Genomic DNA, 18,489 nt, shown 5'->3' on the forward strand with positions numbered 1-18,489 from the left:
GTGACGTCCCGTCAGTTCTGGTTTGCCGACGGGTCTTTGAGGCCGACGGAGGCGTAGTCGAGCTGGCCGCCGAAGGAGGTCTGTCCGTACGCGCCCGCGATGTTGGTGCCGAGCACCAGCGGCCAGCGGCGCACCAGAACCGGTACGGTCGGCGCCTTCTTGAGGATCTCCCCGTCCAGCTCCTGCCAGGCCCTGTTCGCCGCCTTGGCATTGGTCATCGCCGCGATCTCGTCGATCCGCTTCATCGTCGCCTTGTCGCGGAAGAGGGAGTGGTTGCCCGAGTTGCCCTTCTCCTTGATGGAGCGGCCGTCGAAGACGAAGGGCAGGAAGGTCGAACCGGAGGGGTAGTCCGGGCACCAGCCCGTGTAGACGATGTCGGTGCGGTGCGTGGTGTCACCGATGGTGGCGTAGAACGCGGACGGGTCGACGGTGTCGATGGTGACCTTGATCCCGGCCTTGGCGAGGGACTGCTGAATCGCCTCGGCGCGCCCCTTGTCGCCCGACGAGACGGTGATCTCGGTGGAGAAGCCGTTCGGCTTGCCCGCCTCCTTGAGCAGCTTCTTGGCCTTGGCCACATCGCCCTCGGCGGGGATCTTCAGGGTGTCGGGCTGCTTGCCGTCGAAGAGAGTGGCGGGCATGTACGCGGTGGACAGGTCGTTGAAGGCGGGCCCGCCGGACGCGGTCAGGACGGTGTCCTTGTCGAGGGCGTACTGCACCGCCCGGCGTATTCTGACGTCGTTGAACGGGGCGCGCCCGGTGTGCATCTGCACCATGTCGGTGCAGTTGGTGGACTCCGCGAGAAGGCGCTTTCTGACTGCGGAGTCCGGCAGCACCTTGGCCGCGCTCTCCGGCCGCAGCGCCTGCCAGGAGACGGAGGAGGCGTCCGGGCCCCGGCTCGCGATGAGCCGGTCGTCGACCTGGTTGGCCTTCAGGCCCATCACCACGACCAGCTTGTCCGGATACGCCTTGCGGACCGTGTCGGTCTTCGGGTCCCAGTGCGGATTGCGGATCAGGACGAGCTTCTTGCCGCGCCCATACGACTCGATCTTGTACGGCCCCGAGGAGAACGGTCGGCTGTCGTAGCGCGGCCCCTTGTCCCGCGCCTTCGGTACGGGCGCGAAGGTCGGCATCACGGTCGCGTTGGGGAACTCGGCGAAGGGCTTGCGCAGTTCGAAGACGATCGTGTGGTCGTCTGGCGTCTTGATGGAGTCGAGGTGCTTGCCCTGGGCCGGTCCCTGGTAGCCCTTGGCGCCGGCGAGATAGCGGGCCGCGTAGTCGGCGCCGCCCGGCAGGTCGGGTGAGAAGGACCGCTCCACGTTGTACTTCACGTCCCTAGCGGTGACGGGTGTGCCGTCCTCGTATCGGATGCCCTTCTTCAGATGGAAGGTCCAGGTCTTGGCGCCGTTGGAGGAGGTGCCGAGGTCGGTGGCCAGGTCGGGAACCAGATCACTGCCCTTGGTGCCGGGGGCCGCCTTGTAGGTCACCAGGGTGCGGTAGAGCAGCCGGGTGCCGAACTCCATATCGTTCATCACCCAGTTGCGGGCGGGGTCGAGGTGGGTGAAGTCCTGGTTGGACAGCACGGTCAGGGTGCCGCCCTTCTTCGGAGTGCCACCGACGACGGCGCCCTGGTTGGTGAGGGCGGGATTCTTGCCGTGCTTGCCCTCCGTCGAACGCCCGCCGCCGGAGCAGCCGGCCGTACTCAGCGCGAGGGTCGCCATCAGTGCGGTGGCGATGGCGGTACAGGTGTGCTTGTTCATCGTGGTCACTCCGGGAACAGTCGGACAGCGGGGAGGGCTGGAATGTGACCCGTAACATAGTAATGTGAAATTGTACTGCGCAAGGTGTCGCCCGCTCCTTTACCCAGCTGTGTCCGGGAGGGGCATTCATGGGCCGGGCGGGGGCACCAGGAGATCGAGGAGGAAAGCGTGAAGGAATCCGTGTCCGCCGCACCCCGCACGGTCAGTCATGATCTGCCCGTCTCGGCGGAGTTCGAGGAGTTCATGGCGCGCGACTGGGCGGCGACCCCGCTGCCCGCGGACATCCGGCTGTCCGCCGCCGACGTCACCCCCGCCCGCCGGGCCCGGCTGTCCGCCCGCTTCCCCGGTGAGCGGCTGATCGTCCCCGCGGGCGAGCTGAGGGTCCGCTCCAACGACTGCGACCACCGCTTCCGGCCGCACAGCGCGTATGTCTGGCTCACCGGTCTGACCGGCGAGGAGCAGGCCGGGCACGTCCTGGTCCTGGAGCCCGACGGACCCCACCGGCATGAGGCCGTGCTGTACGTACGGCCCCGCTCGCCGCGCACCGAGGGCGGCTTCTACCGGGACCGGCGCTACGGCGAGTTCTGGGTCGGCCGGCGTCCCGACCTGGCCGAGGCCGAGCGGATGACCGGCATCCGCTGCGCCCACCTCGACACCTGCGGGGAGCTGCCGCCCGGCCGCGACGCCACGGCCGACGCGGAACTCACTTCCGCACTCAGCGAATTGAGGCTCATCAAGGACACCTGGGAGGTGGGGCAGCTGCAACACGCCGTGGACCACACCGCCGCCGGTTTCGAAGATGTCGTACGCGCTCTGCCGCGTGCCCTCGCCCACCCGCGCGGCGAGCGCTGGATCGAGGGCGTGTTCGGCCTGCGTGCCCGCGCCGAGGGCAACGGCACCGGCTACGAGACCATCGTGGCGTCCGGCGCCCACGCCTGCGTCCTGCACTGGATCCGCAACGACGGCCCGCTGGACGCGCGGCAGTTGCTGCTCCTGGACGCGGGTGTGGAGACGGACAGCCTCTACACCGCCGACATCACGCGCACCCTCCCCCTCTCCGGCCGCTTCTCGCCGGTGCAGCGGCAGGTGTACGACCTCGTGCTCGCCGCCCAGGAGGCGGGGATTGCGGCGCTCAGGCCGGGGGTGTGTTTCCGCGACTTCCACCGGGCCGCGATGAAGGTGATCGCCGAGGGGCTCACGGAGTGGGGTGTGCTCAAGAGCCCGGAGGGTGATCTCCACCGCCGCTACACCCTGTGCAGCAGCGGGCACATGCTCGGGCTCGACGTCCATGACTGTGCGCAGGCGCGGGTGGAGACCTATCTGGACGGGGTGCTGGAGGAGGGTCAGGTGCTGACGGTCGAGCCCGGCCTCTACCTTCAGCCGGACGACGAGACGCTCCCGGCCGAGCTGCGCGGCATCGGCGTGCGTATCGAGGACGACCTCGTCATCACCGCCGAGGGGGCGCGGCTGATGTCGGGGGCCCTGCCGCGTACCCCGGACGCGATCGAGTCGTGGATGGGTGGGCTGATGGAGGGCTGAGCCTCTTGGCAAATGGCAGTGCAATGTGAAATATTACTGCCGTGCCCACGAGAAGCTCTCCGGATCTCATCGTCGTCGGAGCGGGTGTGGTCGGCGCCGCGTGCGCCTACTACGCGGCCCGGTCCGGCCTCTCCGTCACCGTGCTCGACCGTGGCCCCGTCGCCGGCGGGACCACGGGAGCCGGTGAAGGCAATCTGCTGGTGTCCGACAAGGAGCCGGGACCCGAGCTCGAGCTCGCCCTGCTGTCCACGCGGTTGTGGGAAGCGTTGTCCGGCGCGCTGCCGCCCCACATCGAGTACGAGACGAAGGGCGGCCTGGTCGTCGCCTCCGACGAGGCGGGCATGGCGGCCCTGCGGGACTTCGCCACCCGCCAGGAGCGGGCGGGGGTGACGACCGAGGAGGTCACGGGCGACCGACTCCGCGATCTGGAGCCCCACCTGGCCCCGGACCTGGCGGGCGGCTTTCACTATCCGCAGGACGCCCAGGTGCAGCCCGCCCTCGCGGCGGCGCATCTGCTGCGGGCCGCGGACGAGCAGGGCCCCGGCCGGGTGCGGCTGCGGCTCGGCGAGGCGGTCACCGGAGTCCTGGCGGGCGCCAACCGCGAGGTGCGGGGTGTGCGGACGGCGGGCGGTGAGCTGCACGCCCCGTATGTGGTGAACGCGGCCGGGGTCTGGGGCGGCGAGGTGGCCCGGCTCGCGGGCGTGGACCTGCCGGTACTGCCCCGGCGCGGCTTCGTCCTCGTCACCGAACCACTGCCGCGGGTGGTGCGGCGCAAGGTGTACGCGGCCGACTATGTCGCCGATGTCGCCAGCGGCTCGGCGGCGTTGCAGACCTCCGCCGTGGTCGAGGGCACCCCGGCGGGCCCGGTCCTGATCGGCGCGAGCCGGGAACGGGTCGGCTTCGACCGCACACTCTCGGTGGAGGTGCTGCGCCGCCTCGCGGCCCAGGCCACCCGCCTGTTTCCGGTGCTCGCGCGGATCCGGGCGATGCGGACCTACGCGGGATTCCGCCCGTATCTGCCCGACCATCTGCCCGCGATCGGCCCGGACCCGCGCGTTCCAGGACTGCTGCACGCCTGCGGTCACGAGGGTGCGGGCATCGGGCTCGCCCCGGCCACGGGCCTGATCGTCGCCCGGATTCTGTCCGGGGAAGAACTCCCGCTGGACATCGGGCCGTTCCGGCCGGAGCGGTTCGATGGCGCATGACGAAACCGGCCCCCGAACGTTCTCCCTCTGGAAGGAGCCGCGCCATGGCGCGTGACCGCACCCCCGCCGAACTCGCGGGCGCGGCGACCGAGGCCGCGTTCGAGATCACCTTCGACGGGCGCGCGCTGCCCGCGCTGCCCGGACAGTCCGTGGCCGCCGCTCTCTGGTCGGCCGGCATCGTCGCCTGGCGCACCACCCGCCGCGGCGGTCGGGCGCGCGGCGCCTTCTGCGGCATCGGCCAGTGCTACGACTGCCTCGTCGTGATCAACGATCAGCCCAACAGACGAGCCTGCCTGGTGCCCGCCCGCCCCGGCGACACCATCACCACCCAGGAAGGAGACGGTCATGCCGGACTCGCCGTCTGACGAGGTGACCGACGGCGCGTACGAGGCGCCGTACGACCTCGCGGTGATCGGCGCGGGCTGCGCGGGCCTGGCGGGCGCCGTCACCGCGTCCGAACTGGGGCTGTCCGTCGCCCTGTTGGACACCGCCGGCCAGACCGGCGGACAGTTCTACCGCCGCCCCGCCCCGGCGCTCGGCGCGAAGCGCCCCGAGGCCCTGCACCACGACTGGTCCGCCTTCGCCGACCTGCGCGGACGCCTGGAGGCCAGCGACGTCGTCCATCTCGCCGGGCACCATGTGTGGGCGGTGACGCGGGGGAGCGAGGGGGACACCGGGTGGGCGGTGCACGCGGTCACCGGCGCGGACGGCGACGGGGACCGTCCGGTCCGCGTGCGCGCCCGCGCGGTTCTGCTCGCGACCGGCGCGTACGAACGCCATCTCCCCTTCCCCGGCTGGACGCTGCCGGGCGTCGTGGGCGCCGGGGGAGCGCAGGCGATGATGAAGTCCGGCCTGGTCCTGCCCGGCAGACGCGTCGTCGTGGCGGGCAGCGGCCCGCTGCTCCTCGCCGTCGCCTCGTCGCTCGCCACCGCCGGAGCGCAGGTCCCCGCGGTGGTGGAGGCGTCCGGCTATCTCGGCTACGCCCGCCGTCCGGGCGTCCTCGCCGCCAATCCGCAGAAGCTGGTCGAGGCCCTGGTCCACGGCGCGGCGCTGCTGCGACACGGCGTGCGGCTGCGCACGCGCAGCGCGGTGACCGCGGTGCACGGCAGCGACCGGGTGGAGGCGGTCACCGTCTCCCGCGTCGACCGCGACTGGCGGCCCGTACCGGGGGCGGGCCGCCGGATCGCCTGCGACGCGCTGGCGGTCGGACACGGTCTTGTCCCGCAGACCGAGCTGGCCACGGCGCTGGGGTGCGCGACTCGGCGCACCCCGGACGGAGCGTATGCCCTGGTGCTGGACGGATTGCAGGAAACTTCGGTACCCGGCCTCTGGGCGGCGGGCGAGACCGGCGGCGTCGGCGGCGCGCAACTCGCCCGCGCGGAAGGTGATATCGCGGGTATCGCGGTCGCCGCCCGGGTGTCCGGGCAGCCCGCGCTCACCCGCGACGGCCGCGTGCGCAAGCTCCAGCGCCGCCGTGACCGGATGCGGGCCTTCGCCGACGTCATGGCCGCGGCGCACGCCCCGGGGCCGGGCTGGGTGCGGTGGCCCGACGACACGACGGAGGTGTGCCGCTGCGAGGAGGTGACCGCCGGTGCCATCCGCGAGGCGGTCGCCGACTACGGCGCCCATGACGCGCGCACCGTCAAACTCCTCACCCGAGCGGGTATGGGCTGGTGCCAGGGCCGGGTGTGCGGGGCGGCCGTGGCCTGCCTCGCGGCGGGGCCGGGCGGCTCGTCCGTGCGGCCGTCCGCCGAGCGCCGGCCACTCGCGGTGCCCGTGCCGCTGGGGGTGCTGGGCGCGCTCGATCCGGACGACGCGGGTGCCGGGCCCACCGTCCCCCAGGCATCCACCGATCCGACCGGGCGGCCCGATGCCGCCGGTCCGGAGGCCGCCGATGAGCAGATCTCCTGACGAGCCCCGGCCGCCTGCTCCTCTTGTGGGCTCGGCACACGGCTCAATAAAATGTCACACACCACACAAGGAGCTTCTTCATGAATGCCACCATCTGGAACGCCGACCGCCCCTGGCGCGGCATCATGGTCGCCACCGCGCTTCCTCTGCGCGAGGACCTTTCCATCGACTACGACGCCTACGCCGAACACGTCCACTGGCTCATCGACAACGGCTGCGACGGGGTCGTACCCAACGGCTCCCTGGGCGAGTACCAGACGCTCACCGACGATGAGCGCGCCCGCGTGGTGCGCACCGCGGTCGAGGCCGCGGGTGACGGCGCGCGCGTGATGCCCGGGGTCTCCGCCTATGGCAGCGCGGACTCCCGTCGCCTGGCCGAACAGGCCGCCGAGGAAGGCTGCGGCAGCGTCCTGCTGCTCCCGCCGAACTCCTACCGCGCGGACGACCGCGCGGTGCGCGCCCACTTCGCGGAGGCCGCGCGGGCGGGGCTGCCCGTCGTGGGCTACAACAACCCCATCGACACCAAGGTCGACCTCACCCCCGCTCTCCTCGCCAGGCTCCACGGCGACGGCAGCATCGTCGCCGTCAAGGAGTTCAGCGGCGATGTGCGCAGGGCCTACGAGATCGCCGAACTCGCCCCGGACCTCGACCTCCTGATCGGCGCGGACGACGTCCTGCTGGAGCTGGCCCTCGCCGGGGCGGTCGGCTGGATCGCCGGCTACCCGAACGCCTTCCCCGCCACCTGCGCCGAGCTGTACCACGCCGCGGTCGCCGGGGACCTCGGCACCGCACTGCCGCTCTACAGGTCGCTGCACTCGCTGCTGCGCTGGGACTCCAAGACCGAGTTCGTGCAGGCCATCAAGGTGTCCATGGATCTCGTCGGACGCCGGGGCGGTCCCACCCGCCCGCCGCGGCTGCCGCTGCCCGCCGCGATCGAGAGCATGGTGCGCGCGGCGACCGAGAAGGCCGTCGCCGACGGCCACCACTGACCGCAAGCGGGCTCAACGAAGGGACGTTCGTGCGTACCCGTCATGTCTTCCACGCCGTCGACTCACACACCGAGGGCATGCCCACCCGGGTGATCACCGGAGGTGTCGGGGTGATCCCCGGCGCCACCATGGCCGAGCGCAGGCTCCACTTCATCGAGCACCTGGACCACCTGCGCACGCTCCTGATGTACGAGCCGCGTGGCCACGCTTCCATGAGCGGCGCGATCCTCCAGCCACCGACCCGTCCCGACGCCGATGTCGGGGTGCTGTACATCGAGGTGTCCGGTCTGCTGCCGATGTGCGGGCACGGCACCATCGGCGTGGCCACCGTGCTCGTCGAGACCGGTATGGTCCCGGTCACCGAACCGGTCACCCCCATCCGCCTCGACACCCCGGCCGGGCTTGTCTCCGTCGATGTGCACGTCGAGGACGGGGCGGCGAAATCGGTCACGCTCACCAACGTCCCCGCCTTCTGCGTCGGCCTCGAACAGAAGGTGGACGTGCCGGGATACGGGACGGTGAGATACGACCTCGCCTTCGGGGGCAACTTCTATGCCTTCGTCGAACTGGACACTCTGGGGCTGCCGTTCGACCGGTCCCGCAAGGACGAGCTGCTGGCGGCAGGGCTCGCCGTCATGGACGCGATCAACGCCTCCCCGGAGCGCCCCGTCCATCCGCAGCAGCCCGAGATCGCCGGGGTCAAGCATGTCTACCTCGCCGCGCCCGGCTCCGACGCGCACCGCTCACGCCACGCCATGGCCATCCACCCGGGCTGGTTCGACCGCTCCCCGTGCGGCACCGGCACCTCCGCGCGTATGGCGCAGCTGCACGCCCGCGGGATGCTGCCGCTGCACCAGGACTTCGTCAACGAGTCCTTCATCGGCACCGAGTTCACCGGCCGTCTGGTGGCGGAGACCGAGGTCGGCGGGGTGCCCTCCGTCGTTCCGCGCATCACGGGACGTGCCTGGATCACCGGCACCGCGCAGTACTTCCTCGACCCGGACGACCCCTTCCCCGGAGGTTTCCTCCTGTGACCACCGTCCTCGCCCCGGTTGTCTCGCACAACCCGGCAGACCCCGCCGATGTCCTGGTGCGGACCCGCGCCCCGGGGGCCTTCGCCGCCGTCGATGCCGTGGAGCGGGCCCGTGCCGCCCAGCCCCGCTGGCTCCTGAGCGGCGCCGCCGCCCGCTCGGCCGCGCTGAGCGCCGTCGCCGCCGCCATCGAGTCCGGCGCGGACGAACTGGCCGCCCTCGCCGTACGCGAGGTGGGTAAGCCGCTCACCGAAGCACGCGCCGAAGTGACCCGCACCGCCGCGATCTGGCGCTACTACGCCCAGGCCGCCTTCGGGTCCACCGGCGCGGTCCACGAGACGGCCGAGGGTGCGGGGTTGCTGCTGACCCGCCGCCGCCCGCACGGCGTCGCGGGCCTCATCACCCCGTGGAACTTCCCCTTCGCGATCCCCAGCTGGAAGGCGGCCCCGGCGCTCGCCACGGGCAACACCGTCGTGCTGAAGCCGGCGCCGGAAGCCACCGCGTGCGCCCAGCGCCTGGCCGAGATCGTCCATCGAGCCCTGCCCGCCGAGGTCTTCACCGTACTGCCCGGCGGACCCGTCGAGGGCAACGCCGTCGTCTCCGCCGCCGACGTGGTCTCCTTCACCGGCTCCACGTCCGTGGGCCAGGTGGTCGTCCGCACCGCCACCGCACGGGGCATCCCCGTGCAGGCCGAGATGGGCGGGCTGAACGCGGCGATCGTGCTGCCCGACGCGGACATCCCCCGGGCCGCGGCGCACATCGCCGCCGCGATCGCCGGATACGCGGGGCAGAAGTGCACCGCCACCAGCCGTGTGATCGCGGTCGGCGCCGCCCTCGACCCGCTGCGCGAGGCCCTCGCCGAGGCCCTGCGAGCGCTCCCCGTGGGCGACCCGGCCGACCCCGCCACGGTGTGCGGACCGGTGATCGACGAGCGGGCCCGGGACCGGGTGACCCAGGCGGGGGAGGGCCTCTCCGTGGTCGCGGGCGCCGTCGTCCCCAAGGGTGCGGACGGCTGGTACACGGCGCCGACCCTGGTCGAGAAGGTGCCGCCCGGCCACCGGCTGCTGCGTGAGGAGGTCTTCGGACCGCTGGCGGCGCTGCTGCCCGCCGACGATCTGGCCCAGGCCGTCCGGATCACCAACTCCGTCGCATACGGCCTGGTCACGTCGGTGCACACCACCTCGTTCGACACGGCACTGCACGGGCTCGACCACCTCGACACCGGCATGATCCGCGTCAACGCCCCGTCCACCGGGGTCGACTTCCATGTGCCCTTCGGCGGAGCCAAGGCATCCAGCGACGGTCCGCGCGAACAGGGACACGCGGCCCTGGCCTTCTACACCTCCGACCGCACCTACACACTGGCCCCCGCACACCCACCGGCACCTGCGAAAACAACGTGACATTGTACGCTGGTGATCCGCTCGGCCACGAGGGAACAGGTCACGAAGGGATCATCACCACCATGGGCCACCTCCAGCAGCGCAACCTCATCACCACCAGGGAGCGGCTGCGCGACCAGGTTGCCCACGCCCTGCGGGCCGCGCTGATCTCCGGCGAACTGCACCCCGGCGAGGTGTACTCGGCGCCCGGTCTCGCGGAGGACTTCGGCATCTCCGCGACACCGGTGCGCGAGGCGATGCTCGACCTGGCCCGCGAGGGCCTCGTCGAGCCGGTCCGCAACAAGGGCTTCCGGGTCACCGAGGTCAATGAACACGACCTCGACCAGTACACCGAGATCCGCACCCTGATCGAGGTCCCCATGATCGGCCGGATCACCCGCGAAGCCGCCCGCGAAGACCTGGAAGCGCTGCGCCCGGTCGCCGATGAGATCGTGCACGCCGCTCGTGAGCACGACCTCATCGGCTATCTGGAGGCCGACCGCCGCTTCCATCTCTCGCTGCTCGCCCTCACCGGCAACGACCGGCTCGTCGAGACCGTCGGCGATCTGCGCAAGCGTTCACGCCTGTACGGACTGACCGCGCTGGACGAGCGGGACCAGCTGATCCCGTCGGCCGAGGAGCACATCGAACTTCTCGACCTGATGGTGGCGGGGGACGCGGAGGCCGCCGAGCAGTGCATGGCCCGCCACCTCGGCCATGTGCGCTCGCTGTGGGCCCAGGGTGCCCAGGAGGAGGCGAAGAAGCCCACCAAGCGGGTGGCCAGGAGGCGGCTGGGCGCGACTGGCTGAGCCCGCTGGAGGGACCATCGGAGAACGTGTGTGAGGGCGGGGTGCGGACGCACCCCGCCCTCATGTGTGCCCGCTCGCATAACGCGGGGTTATGGCCAAGCGGGAGCTGCCGCGGGCGGATCGGGCCGTCCCACACTGGGCGGTACCTCACCCCCACACTTCCCCCGGCACACCGCCGCCCTCCCCCCACCCGCCCGCCGCCCCGGCCGCGCGGGTCCGGGAAAGAGCGCCATGAACCCCGCATACGCGACCTTCGACCACTTCTTCACCGTCCCACTGGACCACACAGACCCCGGCGGCCCCACCCTCCAGATCTTCGCCCGGGAAGTCGCCGACCCGGGCCGCGCCGATGACGAGCTGCCCTGGCTGCTGTACCACCACGTGAAACCGACGAAGGACAGACATGCGTACCCTTCCGCTCCGCCCTCGCCCCCTGGCCGTGGCCGCCGTCCTCACCACCTGCCTGACCACCGCCACGGCGACAGCACAGGAGCCGGCGGCCGATGCGCCGTCCACCGCGGCCGACTGCGCGCTGCCGGGCAGAACCGGCTGGACCGACGAGGGCCATGACACCGACCACGTCCAGTTCCAGCGCTCCACCGGTACCCACCGTGTGCTGACCCTGTTCGTGGACTTTCCCGACGCTCCGGCCACCGACTCCACCGACGCCTACGCCGCCCACCTGGCACCCGCCGCCGACTGGATGCGCACCGCCTCCTACGGCCGCTCGCGGCTCGACATCGCCACGCCGTACCGCCGGTGGGTCCGTATGCCGTCCACCGCCACGTCCTACGGTTTCGACCGGGGCATCACCTTCGAGGCCCACGAGCGCTACCTGCGCGACGCCGTGACGGCGGCCGACCCGTTCGTGGACTTCTCCCACTACGACATGGTCTACCTCGTCCCGGCCAAGGCGGCGCGCGCGATCTCCTTCTCCCCGACCTACCTCTACGATCCGGCCACCCCCGGCGTGACCGCCGACGGCTCCCGTGTGAAGTGGGCCGTCACCTTCGGCCAGGACATGTGGCGCTGGGGCCACAAGGTCGCCGACCATGAGACCGGCCACACCTTCGGGCTGCCCGACCTGTACGCCTTCACCGGCGAGACCCACCGCTATACGAACGGCTGGGACCTCATGGGCGACATCGCCGGCCGCGCCCCGCAATACCTCGGCTGGCACTCCTGGAAACTCGGCTGGATACGCGACAGCCAGGTGGCCTGCCTCGCCTCGAGCGGCACCCGGACCGTGCGGCTCACACCGGTGGAGCGCCCCGGAGGCACCAAGATCGCCGTGATCCGCACCGGTGAGACGACGGCATACGTGGCGGAGTCCCGCAGAGCCGAGCTCAACGACCGTACGGCCTGCTCCACCGGGGTACTGATCTACAAGGTCGACTCCGCGACCCGGACCGGTGACGGCCCCGTCCGGGTCATCAACGCCAACCCGGACACCACGCCGCCGAGCGGCTGCGGCCCCCTGGACCTGGCCGCGCTCGCACCCGGAAAGTCCTTCACCGATCCGGCCACCGGTGTCCGGATCACCGTCGGCACGGGCGATTCCTCCGGGGACACGGTGCGGCTCAGCAAGGAGTGACGGGCGGCTACCGCAGCAGTTCGAACGACCTCATCCGGTCTTCGAGCCCAAAGACCGGAGTCACGAGCATCAGCTCGTCGGCCTGGGTCTCGTCCGCGATCCGTTGAAGCTGCTTGCTCACCACATCCGGTGTGCCATACGCCTGTTGGGAGCCGAACGCGTCCAGGGCCTGCTGCTCGCGGGTGCTGAACCGATGGCGCGCGGCCTCCTCGACGCTCGGGAACGGAGCCTCGCTGCGCCCCTGCAACAGGTCCGCCTTCACCACGGCCATGGGCCGCGTCAGCTCGGCCGCTCGCTCCTCGGTGTCGGCGCACACCGTCTCCACGCACACCAGAATGCGCGGGGCCGCACACCACCGCGACGGTGTGAACTGGCTCCGATAGCGTTCGGCCGCACTCAGCGTGTTCTCCGGCCGGATGTGGTGGGCGAGCGCGACCGGCAGGCCGAGCGCCGCGGCGAGCGATGCCCCCGCCTCGCTGGACACGAGCACCCATGGCTCGGGCAGCTCCCCGAACTCCACCTCGAGAAGGAACTCCAACGTCTCCTCGACATCGCGCCGGTACTCGTCGTCGCTCGCCGGAGGCGCACCCCTGCGCAGCGCGCGAGCCGTGCCCTCATGGAACGTGCCGGGCCCACGGCCGAGACCGAGGTCGACGCGTCCGGGGTGCAGTGCGGCCAGCGTGGCGAACTGTTCGGCGATGGTGACCGGTGCGTGGTTGGGCGCCATCACTCCACCCGAGCCGACCCGCAGATCCGTCGTCGCGGACGCGATGTGCGACGTCATGATCGGTGGCGGGAACGCCCCGATCGCGGGGGAGTGGTGGTGCTCGGCGAACCACAGCCGCTGGTAGCCGAGCCGGTCGAGATGGGCGGCGACGCGGGTGCAGTTGCGCAGGGCGTCCCCGGCCGAGGCGCCGGCTTCGACGATGGCGACTTCCAGGGCGGAGAGCGGCAGATCGATCACATCGTCGAGATTAGGCGACGAGTGCGGACGGCGGAACGTGAACCCAAGGTTCCGCATCTTCCGGGGCATGAGACGAACAAAAGCAATATCGATGGGCCTCATTTCCACCGCTGCCGCGGTGGGCGTGACCTTCGCCGCCGGAGGCTTCCAGGCGTCCGGCAGTGAGAGCACGGTCTCCGACCGCGGCGGCGATACCCATGACACGGCTTCGCTGAACCGGTACCGGCTCGCCCCCGGTGTCATCAAGAACACCAGCGGCGAGTCCGGGCTGAACCCCACCCAGGTGCACGGCGTCCTGGGCATGCCGAAGGGCAAAGGCCCTCATCCGGTGGTTGTTGTCCTGCACGGCACGCACCCCAACTGCGTCCGGACGCCCGACAGGGCCGACGACGGTGTGGCACCCCGTGCGGTGAAGACCACCTGGCCCCTGGTCTGTGCCGCCGAGGGTGAGGAGCTGCCGGGCGTCGGGCCGGGCTATGTGCGCTACGACACGGGACTGTCGCATGTCGTGCAGGCGCTGACCCGCAAGGGCTTCGCAGCCGTCTCCATCGACGTGGTGAGCGCGGAGTACTGGTGGTCGGGGGAGGCCAACTCCACCAAGGGGTACACACAGCTGATCGACGCCCATCTGAAGCTGCTCTCCGACCTGAACAAGGGCATCGACCACGGCCTGGACATCAAGGGTGTCAAGGGCCGGATCGACACCTCACGAGTCGGTCTGGTCGGGCACAGCCGTGGCGGTGGTTACGTGCTGGGCAAGACGGCTGGCAAGCGCACGGGCCTGTTCGGGGCCGTGGCCATCGAGCCCGCCGAAGAGGCGGAGAAGCCGCCGCACAAGGTCCCGGTCCTCAACATCCGCGGCGCCTGCGATGAGGACACCGGACCCACCGCCGGCCTGGAGAAGATGAAGGACCTGGCCCGGTCCGGCTCGACCAAGGTTGCCGCCGATGTGCGACTGGCGGGCACCGGCCACGCCATGGTCAACACCAACCTCGACCCGACACGGAAGAACGGCAGCGTCGGTGACTGCCGCGCCTCGAAGGTGGCCGAACCGGGCGCCGCACGCGACCAGGTCGCCCAGCTGACCGCCGCCTTCATGGATCAGGCAGTGCACAAGGCCACCACCTACCGGCTCCCCGCCGTGGCCGGGCCCACTCCCACCGGTCGCAACCTGCGCCGGACCGGACCGGACATCACCTTCCGCCCAGCGGGCCGCCAGACCTACACCGATCCGCAGCGGATCCCCGAGGTCAGCAGCCGACAGCGGCTGTTGCCCAAGATCCCGGCGGGCCTCCCCATCGACAAGGGCGGCAAGCCTGACCTCTGACCGGACACTCGCGCACGCTCGAACGCGAGGAGCGCGACCTCGAAGGGCACATCAGCGATCCAGGTAGGCGAGGACCGCCAGGACACGGCGGTTGTCGGTGTCGGAGGGAGCCATCCCCAGCTTGCTGAAGATGTTGCCGATGTGCTTGGCGACAGCCTTCTCCGTGATGAACAGGGCTTCCGCGATACCCGCGTTGGAGCGCCCCTGAGCCACACACTCCAGCACTTCACGCTCCCGCTGGGTGAGGCTGCCCATGTGCGCGTCACGGTCCTTGCGGATGAGGAGCTGGGAGACCACCTCGGGGTCCATGGCGGTGCCGCCCTCGGCCACCCGTTGGATGGTGCTCATGAACTGGGTTCCGTTGGTGACCCGGTCCTTGAGGACGTAGCCGACCCCGTCCGAACCCGTGGACAGCAACTCATGGGCGTAGAGCGGCTCGACGTACTGGGACAGCAGCAGAATGGGCAGGCCCGGTATACGGCTGCGGGCTTCCACGGAAGCCCGCAGCCCCTCGTCGCTGAAGGTCGGTGGCAGCCGCACATCGACGATCGCCACGTCCGGGACCACATCGATGAGCGCGGAGAGCAGCTCCGGGCCGTTGTCGACCGTCGCGACAACCTCGTGCTGGAATGCCTCGAGCAGTCGGCTCAGTCCATCCCTCAGGAGAAAGTGGTCTTCCGCGAGGACAACGCGCACGGCAGCTCCATGGTCACGATCGTGGGGCCGCCCAGCGGGCTGCTCACGGCGAGCACCCCGTCGAAGGTGGCGAGTCGGCGTTCGATGCCGCGGAGTCCGGAGCCACCGGACGCGTCGGCACCGCCGCGTCCGTCGTCGGTGATGCTGATGCGCAGCAGTCCGGTGTCGTGGCGCACGTCGATCCAGACCCGCTCGGCACCGGAGTGCTTGCTGGCGTTGGTCAGGATCTCCGAGACCGCGAAGTACGCGGCGGACTCCAGTGGTGGTTCGGGCCGACTCGGCAGGTCGATCGCCACCTCACTCTTGATCGGGCAGGTCAGCGCCAATGAGCGTACGGCATCGGCCAGTCCACGATCCGCGAGGATGGGCGGATGGATGCCGCGCACCAGGTCGCGCAGTTCCTCCAGCGCCTTGGACGAGGATTGCCGGGCCTCGGCGAGCAGTGTGCGTACGGCCTCGGGGTTGGTTTCCAGCAGGCGTTCGGCGGCGTCCAGGGTCATGCCCATCGCCACCAGGCGAGCCTGGGCGCCGTCGTGCAGGTCGCGCTCGATACGGCGGAGCTCCGCCATCTGGGTGTCCACGGCGTCGGAGCGGGTGGTGGTCAGATGCTCGATGCGGTGCGCCATCAGCTCGCTCTCGCTCGGCGCGAGCATGGCGCGGAGGTAACGGGAGTGCCAGTGCACCGAGCGCGGCGCGGTCCACAGCGCGAGGGGGAACATCAGCACACCCAGCACTCCGGCCAGGACGGCGGTGGGCACGTTCTGGACCGGGATGAACAGGAACCAGATGCTGCCCCACTCCTGGGAGAGTTCGGCTCCGAAGACCGCCGTCAGAAGCCCCCAGAACCCACTGAGGACCAGCGCGAAGGGGCCGATGGCGATGAGGGGGCCGACGATGGGGTCGAGGGTCGCCCACCGCCAGTCGCGCCAGATCTGATTGTTCCTGGCGAGCAGCTGGGACCGGAGGGCGACGCCGTGGTTGCCGGGCGGCAGGTCCTCGTACACGGCCGGGATCTCGATGCCCGACCACTCCTTCGCCAAGTGCCGCTGCCGGTCGGCCAGTCCGCGGATCATCCGCACCGTACTCGGCAGCAATCCGGTCCCCGGCCGGCTGCTCAGGAGCATGGACACCGTCACCATCCACAGCGACAGCCAGAACGACCGCAACGACAGCCACCAAAGAACGGCGCAACGCTTCAACGCCGTCAGCCCCCGGGACGCCGAGAACCCCTGATCTGCGGTCGGCGGTCGGCTTTCCCCGGACTGTCGTGTGCTGGCCATCTGAACCTGTGCCCTTCTGCTTCCCATGCTGTGGAGGACATGTGCGATGCGGTCCACGCAGTCATTGTGAGGCGGTCCGGGGAGAGAAGTCGGTGGTAAAAACCCGCCTCTTTGCGAGTGGTGAGCCCACCGCCATGTTCCTCGCGACCACCCGGCACCGTTGTAGACCTTTTTGTCCATGCAGGGGCGGCCGGAGCTCCGGGGCCACCTCCTGTGGGATGGCACCGCTCAATCCTTTGATGGAGAGGGCTGTTGGTCATCAAGGACGATGTCCCGTCGCACCGGTTTCCCGATGATTCTGAGGACGGGGCGGGATCGTCCCGGCATCCGGCGTCGACGGGAGTGGACCATGGCAGAAGTGACGCGGCGAGGTGTTCTGGCGGGGGCGGTGGCGCTCGGCGGGGCGGCCACCGGGCTGGTGTCCCAGGGCTTGACGGCTCAAGAGGTGGCCGCGTCGCCCCGAGGCAGCGCGGCGTCGCCACCGGGCTCGATCACGGTCGCGCCCGGCGATCCGCGCTACCGGTCCCTGACGCACCGCGGCTGGAACGCCCGCTTCGTCGGACGGCCCGACTACGTACGTGTGGTGAGCTCCACCGACGAGGTCGTCAGCGCGGTGCGGCAGGCGGTGCGGGAGGGCAAGCGCATCGCCGTGCGCAGTGGCGGGCACTGCTTCGAAGACTTCGTCGATGACCCGGCGGTGAAGGCCCTCATCGACCTGTCCCCTATGGCATCCGTCTCCTACGACGCCCGCCGCAGGGCGTTCGCGGTCCAGCCGGGCGCTCTGCTCGGGGAGGTGTACCGCAAGCTGTTCCTCGGCTGGGGCGTGACCGTCCCGGCGGGCGCGACCCCCGAGGTCGGGGTGGGAGGGCACATCCTCGGCGGCGGATACGGGACGCTGTCGCGCCGGCATGGGCTGTCCGTGGACCACCTGTACGCCGTCGAGGTCGTGGTGGTGGACGCGTCCGGCGAGGTGCGCAGTGTGGTGGCCACGCGCGAGCCCTCCGACCCCCACCACGACCTGTGGTGGGCGCACACCGGAGGGGGCGGCGGCAACTTCGGCATCGTCACCTGTTACTGGTTCCGCGACCCGGCGGCGAAGGGCGACGATCCCGCGCGGTTGCTGCCCCGGCCGCCGGAGTCCGTGACGACCTTCTACGCCACATGGCCCTGGCAGGACCTGGACCAGCGCTCGTTCGCCCGGCTGGTGCGCAACCACGGAAGCTGGCACGAGCGCAACAGCGGGCCGGACTCGCCCTACGCCGGCCTGTTCAGCGTCCTGATGCTCAAAAGCCGCAAGGCGGAAAGCATCACCCTGGCTGGGCAGTTGGACTCCAGCGGCCGCGGCGCGGAGCGGCTGCTGGACGACTACCTGGCCGCGGTGGGGCGCGGTGTGACGGCGAAACCGGTGCGCGGGTACGAGAGCCAACCGTGGTTGCAGGCCGCCGGAGCCGTGCAGGAGAGTGCCGCCGCACCGTTCAAGGCCAAGGCGGCCTATCTGCGCCGTCGTTATACGGACCGTCAGATCGACGTCATCCACGAGCGGTTGTCCGGCACGGAGGGGGCCGGTCTCGACGGCGCGCTGTGGCTGGTCTCCTACGGCGGCAAGGTCAATACCGTCCCGGCGGCCGCGACCGCCGTCGCACAGCGGGACTCGATCCTCAAGGCGATCTACGTGGCAGAGTGGGAAGCCCAGCAGGACGGCGGCCCACGGCTGGAGTGGGTCCGCGACTTCTACCGGACCGTGTACGCCGACAGCGGGGGCGTGCCCGTACCGGGCGGGGCGAACGACGGCTCCTTCATCAACTACCCGGACACCGACCTTGCCGACACCGCCCTGAACACCTCCGGCACCGCCTGGCACACCCTCTACTACAAGGGACACTATCCACGGTTGCAGCGGACCAAGGCCCGCTGGGATCCGCGCGACGAGTTCCGCCACACCCTGGCCGTCCGTCCGCCGAGTGACGCGGAACGGGGTCGGCCATGACGACGACGGGAGTCGGCC

Annotated in this window: 15 protein-coding genes; 11 read left to right on the top strand and 4 right to left on the bottom strand. The window is 70.8% G+C overall.

Features of this window, described 5'->3' with window-relative positions:
• Nucleotides 1-11: 11 nt before the first annotated feature.
• The gene (locus AC4BEG_RS31955) at nucleotides 12-1,757 is read right to left on the bottom strand and encodes an ABC transporter substrate-binding protein (protein WP_490707273.1); all 1,746 of its coding nucleotides are present in this window, start codon (nucleotides 1,755-1,757) and stop codon (nucleotides 12-14) included.
• Between the two features lie 168 nt (nucleotides 1,758-1,925).
• On the opposite strand from AC4BEG_RS31955, the gene AC4BEG_RS31960 reads away from it, so the two are divergent.
• The 9 genes from AC4BEG_RS31960 to AC4BEG_RS32000 all read left to right on the top strand — a co-directional run bounded on the left by AC4BEG_RS31960 (nucleotide 1,926) and on the right by AC4BEG_RS32000 (nucleotide 12,217).
• Nucleotides 1,926-3,296: an aminopeptidase P family protein gene (locus tag AC4BEG_RS31960; RefSeq protein ID WP_490703140.1), complete on the top strand. Its 1,371-nt coding sequence runs from the start codon at nucleotides 1,926-1,928 to the stop codon at nucleotides 3,294-3,296.
• Between the two features lie 41 nt (nucleotides 3,297-3,337).
• Nucleotides 3,338-4,501 (top strand): NAD(P)/FAD-dependent oxidoreductase, encoded by a 1,164-nt coding sequence (locus AC4BEG_RS31965; protein WP_490703141.1) that lies wholly within the window; start codon nucleotides 3,338-3,340, stop codon nucleotides 4,499-4,501.
• A gap of 44 nt (nucleotides 4,502-4,545) precedes the next feature.
• Entirely contained in the window at nucleotides 4,546-4,866 is a 321-nt protein-coding gene (locus AC4BEG_RS31970) for a (2Fe-2S)-binding protein (protein ID WP_490703142.1), read from the top strand.
• Nucleotides 4,847-6,412: an FAD/NAD(P)-dependent oxidoreductase gene (locus tag AC4BEG_RS31975; RefSeq protein ID WP_490703143.1), complete on the top strand. Its 1,566-nt coding sequence runs from the start codon at nucleotides 4,847-4,849 to the stop codon at nucleotides 6,410-6,412. The genes AC4BEG_RS31970 and AC4BEG_RS31975 overlap by 20 nt, the downstream gene beginning before the upstream one ends.
• 80 nt (nucleotides 6,413-6,492) lie before the next feature.
• Nucleotides 6,493-7,401 (top strand): dihydrodipicolinate synthase family protein, encoded by a 909-nt coding sequence (locus AC4BEG_RS31980; protein WP_490703144.1) that lies wholly within the window; start codon nucleotides 6,493-6,495, stop codon nucleotides 7,399-7,401.
• 29 nt (nucleotides 7,402-7,430) lie between these two features.
• Nucleotides 7,431-8,435 carry a proline racemase family protein gene (locus AC4BEG_RS31985; protein ID WP_490703145.1) on the top strand — a complete coding sequence of 335 codons (1,005 nt, stop codon included), beginning with the start codon at nucleotides 7,431-7,433 and terminating at the stop codon, nucleotides 8,433-8,435.
• The gene (locus AC4BEG_RS31990; protein ID WP_490703146.1) at nucleotides 8,432-9,835 is read left to right on the top strand and encodes an aldehyde dehydrogenase family protein; all 1,404 of its coding nucleotides are present in this window, start codon (nucleotides 8,432-8,434) and stop codon (nucleotides 9,833-9,835) included. Before AC4BEG_RS31985 ends, AC4BEG_RS31990 begins: the two co-directional genes overlap by 4 nt.
• Nucleotides 9,836-9,897: 62 nt before the next feature.
• Nucleotides 9,898-10,623, top strand: a complete 726-nt coding sequence (locus tag AC4BEG_RS31995) for a GntR family transcriptional regulator (protein ID WP_490707274.1) — start codon at nucleotides 9,898-9,900, stop codon at nucleotides 10,621-10,623.
• Between the two features lie 403 nt (nucleotides 10,624-11,026).
• Nucleotides 11,027-12,217: a M6 family metalloprotease domain-containing protein gene (locus tag AC4BEG_RS32000; RefSeq protein ID WP_490703147.1), complete on the top strand. Its 1,191-nt coding sequence runs from the start codon at nucleotides 11,027-11,029 to the stop codon at nucleotides 12,215-12,217.
• A gap of 7 nt (nucleotides 12,218-12,224) precedes the next feature.
• Here AC4BEG_RS32000 and AC4BEG_RS32005 read toward each other — a convergent pair whose 3' ends face one another.
• On the bottom strand, nucleotides 12,225-13,181 hold the full coding sequence (locus tag AC4BEG_RS32005; protein WP_490703148.1) for an MsnO8 family LLM class oxidoreductase: 957 nt from the start codon (nucleotides 13,179-13,181) through the stop codon (nucleotides 12,225-12,227).
• A 91-nt stretch (nucleotides 13,182-13,272) separates the two neighbouring features.
• On the opposite strand from AC4BEG_RS32005, the gene AC4BEG_RS32010 reads away from it, so the two are divergent.
• Nucleotides 13,273-14,508: a dienelactone hydrolase family protein gene (locus tag AC4BEG_RS32010; protein ID WP_490703149.1), complete on the top strand. Its 1,236-nt coding sequence runs from the start codon at nucleotides 13,273-13,275 to the stop codon at nucleotides 14,506-14,508.
• A gap of 51 nt (nucleotides 14,509-14,559) precedes the next feature.
• On the opposite strand, the gene AC4BEG_RS32015 is transcribed toward AC4BEG_RS32010, so the two are convergent.
• Nucleotides 14,560-15,204, bottom strand: coding sequence for a LuxR C-terminal-related transcriptional regulator (locus AC4BEG_RS32015; RefSeq protein WP_490703150.1), 645 nt, complete (start codon nucleotides 15,202-15,204; stop codon nucleotides 14,560-14,562).
• Nucleotides 15,168-16,328, bottom strand: a complete 1,161-nt coding sequence (locus AC4BEG_RS32020; RefSeq protein WP_490703151.1) for a sensor histidine kinase — start codon at nucleotides 16,326-16,328, stop codon at nucleotides 15,168-15,170. The genes AC4BEG_RS32015 and AC4BEG_RS32020 overlap by 37 nt, the downstream gene beginning before the upstream one ends.
• Nucleotides 16,329-16,833: 505 nt before the next feature.
• Between AC4BEG_RS32020 and AC4BEG_RS32025 the strand changes: the two genes are divergently transcribed.
• A complete protein-coding gene (locus AC4BEG_RS32025; protein WP_490703152.1) occupies nucleotides 16,834-18,471 on the top strand; it encodes an FAD-binding oxidoreductase in 1,638 nt (545 codons plus the stop codon).
• The last annotated feature ends 18 nt before the right edge of the window (nucleotides 18,472-18,489 follow it).

It is taken from the genome of Streptomyces sp. JLBJ103 (genome assembly GCF_058215575.1).